Raw genomic sequence first — 9,642 nt, forward strand, 5'->3', positions numbered from 1 at the left:
GGGGAAGAGAAGATGGCGTTTTATGGTGATTTTAGGGTGCTGGATGACTGGGCGCGCGATGCAGATCGAATGACAAGGGGAGGAAATATACAACTGGAAAAAGTCAACATCCTGATGCGCTCCGCCTCTTCACAGTTTTTAATGAAAAGTGCTGGGAAATTATTTGGTACGATACCACAAAAAAATAAAGGGATAATTCATAGGAAGTATAAGCAATTTATCGAAAGTAAAGATTACAGTGAGTTCGCTAAATCTATTACAGATCGGTTTATGCAACAATTTGAGTTTTTCGAGAACTCACTGGAAAGAGACATCCAAATGTTTTTTGTGAATTCATATGAAGTATTAAACGGAATGTTAAAAGAAACGGAAGATGAAATGGAAAAAAATAAAGATTCCCTCAATGAAATGCGGGAAAATCCGGAAATTTACCGTGATCCCCTTACTTTATTTGAACTGAAATTACGTCAGTTTGAATGGATTGGTGGGGAAGTGGACCGGATACATGAATATCGGTAATGCATAAAAGGAAGGTACTGGATGTATCTTCCTTTTATACATGTAATAATGTAAAGATCCTGGTGGATAAGGCAACTTAAAGAAATAGTATATGGTTTTGTAATAAAATTCGTTATAATATGTGATACATATTTAGTGAAAAAGCATGTGGAAATGATGAAGATAATGGTGAAATAGACGAGTAAATTCCATGACAGGGATTAATCAGAGGTGTATTCAAATGAAATCGGAAAGGGAATATATACTCAAATCCATACCGGATGAAGAAAAAAAGACGTATGATACGCTATCTGCTCTACCCAAAAATGAAAAACGGTTAATCTGGCAGTTAATTCGTGAGAGTAATATAGAAGGGATTACTATGTACAAAAGGAACCCAAAAACTTTGAACTACTTGCGTTCACAGGGATTAATTGCCATCAATCCTTTATATAAATCAAGTAATCATGAAGTGAGTGTGTTTGTTCTTCGTAATTCCCCTTATTTGCAACGATTATTGCGGAAGATGGCCAGGAGGGGAGAAAAATGAGAGATAAAAGCAAAAATATAAGGTGGAACCATATAAAGCTAAAGGATTAATTATGAGCTAAAATGTATGATGGAAAAGACTAAAAAGAAGCCAGTCTCCCACTATAATTGGATAGTGGAAGGCTGGCTTCTTCAGATTCGACAAAAACCGGGAAGTAACAGGCACCACGAAGTATCGACAAAATTCTACATATTTCGGGAAGTGACAGGCACCTGAAGGGATTTTTGTAGGTTTATAAGTTCGCTTGTTATACTTGGATATTCTTTGATTTCTGGGACATATTTTATGGTTACAGATTGATTTTGTGAGGCGGCTTTTGCCATAGTTTCACAAACGTACAGCAATTGAGCTAATTTCTCATCAGAAAGGACTGGACGTTCCTTATCTTTGGCACAATTTTCTAAAAGATAGCCTAGCTGCTCGATGGAGAATAAAACCTTCCAGTAATATCCCAACGCCTCTCTATCAACCGGAATCTCTCCGGAAGCTGTGTTATACATTATTTTTAAATGGCTGATATTCGTTCGCATTTTTTTTAATTCTCTGCTATCCATAGCCTTAAAGCCTTTGCTTTGTTCGGAGAAAAGAACTAATAAAAATTGGGACTGGCTTCGAATCGTTTTGCTTATTATATGAGGCAGACGACTTGAAGCCGATTTTCTGCCTATCATCCATACGCCGATGAGACCGATGGCACTTCCTATGACAACATCGATGATTCTCGCTGAAGCAAAATAAGTGAAACTAAAAGATCCCTGTGTTGTGCTTTCAGCCATTAATAGAGCGTTTGGAGTAAAGAATAGTGCTGCTAAACCATAATTTTTTACAATGAATAGTTCTGTAATAAATGTCAGTAATAAAATAAAAAAGGCAATAAGGTACCCCGAAGGATTGGTTGCAAGAATAACACTCGCAATGATAATTCCTGCTAATGTACCTATTCCTCTTTGAATGGCACGGTGGTAGGTGGCAACAATTGTAGCACCTGACATGACTGCAACACAGGATAATGGAACCCAATAGGAACGAGCTAAGTTAAATTCAAATGCAATAATTGCAGCAATGATTGTCACGAAGCAAAACCTTAATGCTGTAATAAAGATAATAGAGTTCTTATCAAATGCACCACCGAAAACATTCTTAACGGAAGGCCGGTTGAATTGAATAGCCTGATTAATCTTTGAAGCAGGCTCGTTCATAGTTGCATCAGCATTGTAAATCTTTTCAAATAATTGACTTACATCCCCAAACATTCCATCTGGCTGAAGGATTTTTTTACTGGCTTTACGACTCTGTTGCTTATCCAGTGATTTCGAGATTTCCCTTAAAGTTTGACCTAATTCGGTTGGTAATTTTTCCTGGGATTTGGCAAAATGTTCGATAGTATACATAAAAATGGAGTTTGCATGATTATTTAAAACATATAACCGTTTAAATATATCCGTTTGTCGCCAAGGAATATATCCTGCTGCAAGTGTTTCCTCTGCTTCATTCAGTACAGATATAACCCGATGCCGGGATTTATTAAAATGCTCTGTACCAACGGAATCGAGAAATGAAGCTAATTCCACATAAACTCTTTTTACGACACCTCTTTCAGGACCGTGGGGGTCAAAGGACCATCCAATCATGGCGATTATCCATGACAAGCACCCTCCAAGAAATACGAGACCTGCGCGTAATGGCGCAAGTTCTGGATTTACTGGCATTCCGGTTGTCATGGAAAAAACTAAAACGAAAAAAATGGCAGAAGGTCCTGCAATTCGCAATGCACCAAAAATAAAAATGGCAGTACCACCGATAATCCCCATTAAAATAGCAACCGCCAGCGGATATGGTGCGGCGAGTGTTCCCAAAAATGTAACGAAAGTCATGGCAAGTACAACGAAAAATATTTTTTTAGCCCGTTGTGCGTACGGTACGTTAAATACATAAAGGAAGGAAAAGCCACCCAATCCAGCAATGATTCCATATTCAAAATAACCAAGCAGCAGTCCAATTAAAACGGGAAGACCTGCAGCTATCCCAGCACTAAAGGCTTTGCCCCATGGAAAAGGTTTTTGATTAACAAAAAACGCTTGTTTAAAGACAGAGGGAGGATTCATAGTGTTTGTTATGTTTTTATTCATCTGTATTACCTTCTTTTTAAAATACTATTAACTATGTAAAAAAACTAACGAGTATATCAATTATAATACGAATTAAATTTAGTATCTAGGCTGCATGAAAATGCAATCGTTGTCAATTTAAAAATAGTTGTATATCACTATTTTTCTAATAATTTGAACTATATTTAGTTCTATATGACGATTGTTTGTGAAATTTAGTTTTTATATACTAAACATAGAATTACTTCTTAGCATTTATCATTAATATTTAAGGCTTTTTTCTACGATCCACATACTTACATCGCGGTTTATCGATTTACTGTCAAAAGCAACAAATTTAAAAAACAGAGCCTTATTTTAAAAAGGATGATTGTATAATGACATATTGCTAAGCAGAAGCCTTTCATGTCATCTCCAAGAATTTTGCCCCAAACATTATATTTTGATTAGCAAAAATAACAAAGTGCAAGGAATAGGAGGAGTAAAGTAATGAAAAACACTCAGGAAATGGGGACATTATTATTACGAGTCGTCCTAGGCTTCACTTTTTTTATGCATGGACTGGACAAGGTTCAAAGTGGAGTTGGTAACTTTGCGGAAGGGTTTCCAGCAATGGGACTTCCTGCATTTTTAGCTTACATTGTTGCAGCGGTGGAGCTTGCCGGTGGTTTAGCCCTTATTCTAGGCTTAGGGACAAGAGCTTTTTCATTATCTATGGCCATTATTATGGTAGGTGCTATTCTGTTTGTAAAATTAGGAGAAGGATTTTTAGGAGGGTTTGAATTAGATTTGATCCTACTAGCCATTGCAGCTCACCTCGTATTAAACGGAAGTTCAAGCTTATCTGTGGATGCAGTCATCTTAAAAAAGAGGTCTTCTCATGTAAATATGAATGATCAGGCAGTGTAAAAAAACATGTATATTGCGGGGAAGTTGTGTGGGATTTTTCATACGTTCTAGCTTTTCTTTCATACACCAGGGAAGTATAATATTTTAGTTAAATGAAAATCAAGTGTTCGAAATGGGCATGGTTCCTTCTTTTTTCTGGTATGATAGGGATAAAGAAGTATTAATACTTAATTCCTATTATATTGTACGATAATGTAAGGAGGAAAATAATGAGTGTGAAATCAAAAATCTATAAGGTACTTCGGATTTGGAATGATATTGATGCCATTAGAAAAGGGAGAGTAAAGAAGAGAGTAGGCAGACGTGTTTCAGGGAGAATCGCGGGAAAGGCAATAAGGAAGATTTTTAAATAGTCCATAATAGGGCTATTTTTATTTAATAAATATTAGGATAAAAGTACCGTGAGTATAAAACAATAAAAAAATGAAGGAGAATGAAATGATACTTTATTAACGTGAGTGATGGTATGAGCGAAGACAAAAATGATAAATCAGTGGACTCAAAATATATTCAACAGCATCTTGCCAATGAACGAACTTTTTTAGCTTGGATTCGTACAGCAATTGCTATCATTGGAGTGGGGTTTTTAGTGACAAATATGCATTTCACGATGCGATATACTACTTCTGAAGCAGTGGACTATTTAGCACATGTTATCGGCCTGGCATCCGTTGGGGTAGGTATTCTTACTATAATATTAGCAACGGTTTCCTATTTTAAAAAACATATTTCCATTAATAATCAAACCTTTCGTACATCAAGAATCACCCTTGTATTTGTTGGTGTTTTAGTCATTATCATTGCATTGGTTTTTGGTATCTACTTTTTAATGCTGTGATCTGATTTCTTTGTATATAGGCCAGAAGATAAGCTGATGGTTATACCAATACTTAGAAATGATAGAGATAATAATAAATTTTTCATTAAGAAGAATATACCTATGATGAAAAAGATCATTCCCAAGATGAAGTTTACTTTCCCAATTACAGTAAAGTTTTTCACAATTTATACCCCCATTTTTAACACGTGAACTGGCTGTAAGACCCCCATTATGATAAGTGGGGATCGGCAGCCAGTAAACTCCTGATTCGTTTAGAGGCCTTTAGGTCATAGCCTTGTGGTACTATAACAATCATAGGGATTAAAAAAAACACTGATGGAAAATTTACTTGATAGAAGGCTCTGCTCTAAAATTCTTCGATTCGTACTCTCTTTCGTTTAGTTAGTTGTCCTTTGTCGAGGAAAATATGCTGCTTTCTCTTAGCTTGATAATAGCTTTTTGCAGTATTTCCTCTTTCTGAACAAGGGCAATTCGAACATAACCTTCTCCTGCAGCCCCAAAAGCATTACCTGGTGTTACTACAATTCCAGTCTCATCAATTAATCGATAAGCAAACTCAGTAGAAGTATACGCTTTTGGAACTTTGGCCCAAACGAACATCGAAGCTTTCGGTGCATCCACTTTCCAGCCTAATTCATTTAATCCGTTAACCAGAATATTTCTGCGCTGTTTATATGTATTTCTTAATTCCGCGCTAAAACTTGATGTATTCTTCAAAGCATGAATTGCCGCCTTTTGAATAGGAATAAATACACCATAATCCAAATTAGATTTTAAGCGATTTAAAGCCTTTATTACTGTGGAATTACCAACAACATAACCAATTCTGCAACCGGCCATGTTAAAGCTTTTCGAAAAGGAATTAAATTCTATCCCCACTTCTTTTGATCCCTCTATAGATAGAAAGCTGATTGGCTTTTCTTCGTAATAAAGCTCTGAATACGCAAAATCATGAAGGACAACGATATGATATTTCTTGGCAAATCGAATAACGTCTTGGAAAAACTCCTTTGTTGCCAAGGTAGGAATTGGATTTCCTGGGAAGTTTAAAATCATCAATTTTGCTTTTACGTAAACTTCTTCTGGAATAGCTTCTAAATCAGGTAGAAACTGATTCTCTTCTTTTAATGGCATCATATGTGGCTTGGCATCAGCCAAAGAAATTCCAGCTTCATAGGCGGTGTACCCAGGGTCTGGTAAAAGTACAACATCTCCCGGATTGGTTAGGACCATTGGCAAATGAACGAGTCCATCTTGAGATCCCATAACCGTTAAAACATCCGTGTCTGCTTGAAGCTCCACTTGATAGTTTTTATCATAATAGTTTGATATTTCTTCATGTAGTTTATCGATACCAGTTAATGCATAGCCATATTGAGAAGGGTCACTAACCTGTTTGGTAAGTTCATCAATTACAAAGGAAGGAGGAGGTAAGTCAGGACTACCTACACTTAGGTCAATGATTTCTTTGCCTTCTTTTAATTTTTCCTTCTTGTAATTTGACAGCTCATTAAAAATGGAAGTTTGAAAATGATTCATTTTCTCTGACAGTTTTATTTCCATCCTTGTTCACCTCTTTAAGAATCGTATCACGTATTTAGTATAACATTATTTAATATTGTGTGAGATTGTAAAATTAGTATAAGATTAGTAGACTTGTTATTCAATTTTTACCGTCAGTTGATCCATTGCATGATAACCATAACCTTTTCTGTTCCAAAAGGGGCTTGAGGGTTGTGTTCGATTGTGGGAGTCAGTTGCTCTGGACATTATTGTGTATTCTCCTTTTTCAAACACGGACCATTCATATGACCATGATATCCAACCGTAATTTTTATCTTCCTGATTCTCCAAATTTGCATCTTTCCATGTATCTCCACCATCTGTACTGATTTTAACATTTGTTATATACCCTTTACCTGTCCAGGCGATTCCATTAATGACATGATTGCCTGTATCTAATATTTCTTTATCTAATGGTTTTTGTATAGTAGAATTCACATTTAAGATGGTGACAGGAAAAGCACCTTTATCATTTTCTTTATTTGGATAATACATATAATCTTTGGATTGAAACGGCCCTTTGAATTCCCAGTCAATCACTTGGATCTGCTTAATCCACTTTACAGAAGCCATTGCGTACCATTGCGGAACAATTAATCGTAAAGGATACCCATGTTCAAAAGGGATTGACTTATTATTGTACTCATAGGCAATAATCGTGTCAGGGGGAGAGCTTTTTCAATAGGCAAACTTCTTGTGTAGGTATAATATTCATCTGAGTCACTTGTTTTTCCGAAATCATGCCCTTCAATTACAACTTCCCTTGCTTCACTGGCTAGTCCAACTAGTTGAAGCAGATTCCTTAATGGTACACCTTTCCACTCGCCTTGACTGATTGCCCCTTTTTCCCATTGTTCACCATATGTTTCAGGTTCAAACAAACTGCGTTTATTCCCAGCGCATTCAAGTACCATTTTTAAGTTTCTAGAGGGCATACGCAAAATCTCCTGTATGGAGAAAAACCTAGGCATGTGAACAGCACCAAAAACAGGAAGAAAGTAATAGGTATTAGAAAAGGATGGATAAGAAAAATGATTTCTTCTATAGAATAATTCGTCATTTACTAAATCAGATTTGATAAAATGAATGGGCGATTCCTGGTTTTCTGGTTGCAGACTCCGTGTCATTAAATAGGGCCTACCAAAAAGATATTCCGAAGAAGACATTTAAACACCTCCCAAAACTATACTAATAAAAATATGCCCCTCGGTTGGTGCCTGTTACTTCCCGGTTTTTGTAGAATTTTGTTGATTTCCGGAGAGGAGGTAGTATATTTAGATTATGAATGGAGTTCACCTTAACATAATTTTAATTTTTTTTGTAAAATATATTGACATATTAATCAAGTCGTTTTATTATATATCTTGCTGTTGAAAAACTTTACGAAAAAACAATAAAAAGTTTAAGGGAAAGTAACTTGACAGTTTAATATATGTATGGTAAATTATAAATCTGTCCTTTTTTTAGTAATTTAATTGTGAATTAGAATTATTCCGCAGTAGCTCAGTGGTAGAGCAATCGGCTGTTAACCGATCGGTCGTAGGTTCGAATCCTACCTGTGGAGCCATCACGGAGAAGTACTCAAGTGGCTGAAGAGGCGCCCCTGCTAAGGGTGTAGGTCGTGTGAGCGGCGCGAGGGTTCAAATCCCTCCTTCTCCGCCATTGAAAAAAAGGCCCGTTGGTCAAGTGGTTAAGACACCGCCCTTTCACGGCGGTAACACGGGTTCGAATCCCGTACGGGTCACCAATATAATAGGAGGATTAGCTCAGCTGGGAGAGCACCTGCCTTACAAGCAGGGGGTCACAGGTTCGAGCCCTGTATCCTCCACCATATCCGAATATTTTAGAGGATTGGTTTTCACATCGCGGGGTAGAGCAGTCTGGTAGCTCGTCGGGCTCATAACCCGGAGGTCGTAGGTTCAAATCCTGCCCCCGCAACCAAAATATAAATTACCTTCTTTAGGTAGTTTGAGAATTATTTGTGCTGTAAGGTGAATCATAACAAAAATGGTCCGGTAGTTCAGTTGGTTAGAATGCCTGCCTGTCACGCAGGAGGTCGCGGGTTCGAGTCCCGTCCGGACCGCCACTGATTCTTAGGAGGTATACCCAAGTCTGGCTGAAGGGATCGGTCTTGAAAACCGACAGGCGGGTCAAACCGCGCGGGGGTTCGAATCCCTCTACCTCCTCCATTTAATTCATTTTTAAATGCGGACCGTCTGCTCAATAAGTAGAGCTTGAGCATCACTTTTATACAGGGGTATAGTTTAATGGTAAAACTACGGTCTCCAAAACCGTCAATGTGGGTTCGATTCCTACTACCCCTGCCAGTTTCACTATGGCGGTCGTGGCGAAGGGGTTAACGCACCGGATTGTGGCTCCGGCATTCGTGGGTTCAATTCCCACCGGTCGCCCCATTGAATTTTATATTATTGGGCTATAGCCAAGCGGTAAGGCATCGGGTTTTGATCCCGTGTACCCTAGGTTCGAATCCTAGTAGCCCAGCTTATATTCGGGAAGTAGCTCAGCTTGGTAGAGCACATGGTTTGGGACCATGGGGTCGCAGGTTCAAATCCTGTCTTCCCGACCATTTGAAACTAAGGGGCCTTAGCTCAGCTGGGAGAGCGCCTGCTTTGCACGCAGGAGGTCAGCGGTTCGATCCCGCTAGGCTCCATCTTAAATATGGCGGTGTAGCTCAGCTGGCGAGAGCGTACGGTTCATACCCGTGAGGTCGGGGGTTCGATCCCCTCCGCCGCTATCATCATTTATACGGACCCTTAGCTCAGTTGGTTAGAGCTATCGGCTCATAACCGATCGGTCGCAGGTTCGAGTCCTGCAGGGTCCATTTTTGTTTTTTGCGGGTGTAGTTAAATGGTATAACCTCAGCCTTCCAAGCTGATGTCGTGGGTTCGATTCCCATCACCCGCTCCATTTATATAATGGGCCTGTAGCTCAGCTGGTTAGAGCGCACGCCTGATAAGCGTGAGGTCGGTGGTTCGAGTCCACTCAGGCCCACTCAATAAAAAAGTGTTGACTTTTGTTGAGTGAGTGTGTATAGTGTAATTCTATCGCAAAAAAACATCGTCAAGAAAAAGAGTTGTTGACAGATGTTATTACGGTATGATATATTAATAAAGTTGCTCTTTGAAAACTGAACAAACAACCAGTAAGTTAAG

General features: G+C 38.3%; 9 protein-coding genes and 16 tRNA genes. 21 read left to right on the forward strand and 4 right to left on the reverse strand.

Features of this window, described 5'->3' with window-relative positions; translation table 11 throughout:
* The first annotated feature begins 12 nt into the window (after nt 1-12).
* Nucleotides 13-519, forward strand: a complete 507-nt coding sequence (locus GMJ66_RS20560; RefSeq protein ID WP_231514804.1) for a hypothetical protein — start codon at nt 13-15, stop codon at nt 517-519.
* A gap of 220 nt (nt 520-739) precedes the next feature.
* Nucleotides 740-1,048, forward strand: coding sequence for a hypothetical protein (locus GMJ66_RS03730; RefSeq protein WP_156288982.1), 309 nt, complete (start codon nt 740-742; stop codon nt 1,046-1,048).
* A 185-nt stretch (nt 1,049-1,233) separates the two neighbouring features.
* Here GMJ66_RS03730 and GMJ66_RS03735 read toward each other — a convergent pair whose 3' ends face one another.
* Complete coding sequence (locus GMJ66_RS03735; protein WP_231514805.1) at nt 1,234-3,177, reverse strand: FUSC family protein; 1,944 nt, start codon at nt 3,175-3,177, stop codon at nt 1,234-1,236.
* Nucleotides 3,178-3,645: 468 nt separating this feature from the next.
* Between GMJ66_RS03735 and GMJ66_RS03740 the strand changes: the two genes are divergently transcribed.
* The 3 genes from GMJ66_RS03740 (at nt 3,646) to GMJ66_RS03745 (ending at nt 4,903) form a co-directional block, all read left to right on the forward strand.
* The gene (locus GMJ66_RS03740) at nt 3,646-4,065 is read left to right on the forward strand and encodes a DoxX family protein (protein WP_156288983.1); all 420 of its coding nucleotides are present in this window, start codon (nt 3,646-3,648) and stop codon (nt 4,063-4,065) included.
* A 209-nt stretch (nt 4,066-4,274) separates the two neighbouring features.
* A complete protein-coding gene (locus GMJ66_RS20370) occupies nt 4,275-4,418 on the forward strand; it encodes a hypothetical protein (protein WP_197046593.1) in 144 nt (47 codons plus the stop codon).
* A 113-nt stretch (nt 4,419-4,531) separates the two neighbouring features.
* Nucleotides 4,532-4,903: a YidH family protein gene (locus tag GMJ66_RS03745; protein WP_156288984.1), complete on the forward strand. Its 372-nt coding sequence runs from the start codon at nt 4,532-4,534 to the stop codon at nt 4,901-4,903.
* Nucleotides 4,904-5,287: 384 nt separating this feature from the next.
* On the opposite strand, the gene GMJ66_RS03750 is transcribed toward GMJ66_RS03745, so the two are convergent.
* From GMJ66_RS03750 to GMJ66_RS20990, 3 genes are all read right to left on the reverse strand, one after another.
* Nucleotides 5,288-6,469 carry an LL-diaminopimelate aminotransferase gene (locus GMJ66_RS03750; protein WP_156288985.1) on the reverse strand — a complete coding sequence of 394 codons (1,182 nt, stop codon included), beginning with the start codon at nt 6,467-6,469 and terminating at the stop codon, nt 5,288-5,290.
* A 96-nt stretch (nt 6,470-6,565) separates the two neighbouring features.
* On the reverse strand, nt 6,566-7,126 hold the full coding sequence (locus tag GMJ66_RS20985; RefSeq protein WP_331279660.1) for a molybdopterin-dependent oxidoreductase: 561 nt from the start codon (nt 7,124-7,126) through the stop codon (nt 6,566-6,568).
* Entirely contained in the window at nt 7,063-7,635 is a 573-nt protein-coding gene (locus tag GMJ66_RS20990) for a molybdopterin-dependent oxidoreductase (RefSeq protein WP_331279658.1), read from the reverse strand. Before GMJ66_RS20990 ends, GMJ66_RS20985 begins: the two co-directional genes overlap by 64 nt.
* 326 nt (nt 7,636-7,961) lie before the next feature.
* Between GMJ66_RS20990 and GMJ66_RS03760 the strand changes: the two genes are divergently transcribed.
* The 16 genes from GMJ66_RS03760 to GMJ66_RS03835 all read left to right on the forward strand — a co-directional run bounded on the left by GMJ66_RS03760 (nt 7,962) and on the right by GMJ66_RS03835 (nt 9,481).
* A tRNA-Asn gene (locus GMJ66_RS03760) sits at nt 7,962-8,036 on the forward strand.
* A gap of 4 nt (nt 8,037-8,040) precedes the next feature.
* Nucleotides 8,041-8,131 (forward strand) — tRNA-Ser (locus tag GMJ66_RS03765).
* 10 nt (nt 8,132-8,141) lie between these two features.
* A tRNA-Glu gene (locus GMJ66_RS03770) sits at nt 8,142-8,216 on the forward strand.
* An 8-nt stretch (nt 8,217-8,224) separates the two neighbouring features.
* Nucleotides 8,225-8,300 (forward strand) — tRNA-Val (locus GMJ66_RS03775).
* A 33-nt stretch (nt 8,301-8,333) separates the two neighbouring features.
* Nucleotides 8,334-8,410: transfer RNA gene (locus GMJ66_RS03780), tRNA-Met, on the forward strand.
* 68 nt (nt 8,411-8,478) lie between these two features.
* Nucleotides 8,479-8,555: transfer RNA gene (locus tag GMJ66_RS03785), tRNA-Asp, on the forward strand.
* A 10-nt stretch (nt 8,556-8,565) separates the two neighbouring features.
* Nucleotides 8,566-8,658, forward strand: a tRNA-Ser gene (locus GMJ66_RS03790).
* Nucleotides 8,659-8,722: 64 nt separating this feature from the next.
* Nucleotides 8,723-8,796, forward strand: a tRNA-Trp gene (locus tag GMJ66_RS03795).
* Between the two features lie 11 nt (nt 8,797-8,807).
* A tRNA-His gene (locus GMJ66_RS03800) sits at nt 8,808-8,883 on the forward strand.
* A gap of 16 nt (nt 8,884-8,899) precedes the next feature.
* A tRNA-Gln gene (locus tag GMJ66_RS03805) sits at nt 8,900-8,971 on the forward strand.
* 8 nt (nt 8,972-8,979) lie between these two features.
* A tRNA-Pro gene (locus tag GMJ66_RS03810) sits at nt 8,980-9,056 on the forward strand.
* 11 nt (nt 9,057-9,067) lie between these two features.
* Nucleotides 9,068-9,140, forward strand: a tRNA-Ala gene (locus tag GMJ66_RS03815).
* Nucleotides 9,141-9,150: 10 nt separating this feature from the next.
* Nucleotides 9,151-9,224, forward strand: a tRNA-Met gene (locus GMJ66_RS03820).
* Nucleotides 9,225-9,237: 13 nt separating this feature from the next.
* Nucleotides 9,238-9,311, forward strand: a tRNA-Ile gene (locus GMJ66_RS03825).
* Nucleotides 9,312-9,323: 12 nt separating this feature from the next.
* Nucleotides 9,324-9,397, forward strand: a tRNA-Gly gene (locus GMJ66_RS03830).
* A gap of 10 nt (nt 9,398-9,407) precedes the next feature.
* A tRNA-Ile gene (locus GMJ66_RS03835) sits at nt 9,408-9,481 on the forward strand.
* The last annotated feature ends 161 nt before the right edge of the window (nt 9,482-9,642 follow it).

This window comes from Oceanobacillus salinisoli (assembly GCF_009733865.1).
Taxonomy (GTDB): domain Bacteria; phylum Bacillota; class Bacilli; order Bacillales; family Amphibacillaceae; genus Oceanobacillus; species Oceanobacillus salinisoli.

Coding starts and splice junctions, on each gene's coding strand:
- GMJ66_RS03745 (WP_156288984.1), top strand. CDS start 4,532: ATGAGCGAAGACAAAAATGATAAATCAGTGGACTCAAAATATATTCAA.
- GMJ66_RS20370 (WP_197046593.1), top strand. CDS start 4,275: ATGAGTGTGAAATCAAAAATCTATAAGGTACTTCGGATTTGGAATGAT.
- GMJ66_RS20560 (WP_231514804.1), top strand. CDS start 13: ATGGCGTTTTATGGTGATTTTAGGGTGCTGGATGACTGGGCGCGCGAT.
- GMJ66_RS03735 (WP_231514805.1), bottom strand. CDS start 3,177: ATGAATAAAAACATAACAAACACTATGAATCCTCCCTCTGTCTTTAAA.
- GMJ66_RS03750 (WP_156288985.1), bottom strand. CDS start 6,469: ATGGAAATAAAACTGTCAGAGAAAATGAATCATTTTCAAACTTCCATT.
- GMJ66_RS03740 (WP_156288983.1), top strand. CDS start 3,646: ATGAAAAACACTCAGGAAATGGGGACATTATTATTACGAGTCGTCCTA.
- GMJ66_RS20990 (WP_331279658.1), bottom strand. CDS start 7,635: ATGTCTTCTTCGGAATATCTTTTTGGTAGGCCCTATTTAATGACACGG.
- GMJ66_RS03730 (WP_156288982.1), top strand. CDS start 740: ATGAAATCGGAAAGGGAATATATACTCAAATCCATACCGGATGAAGAA.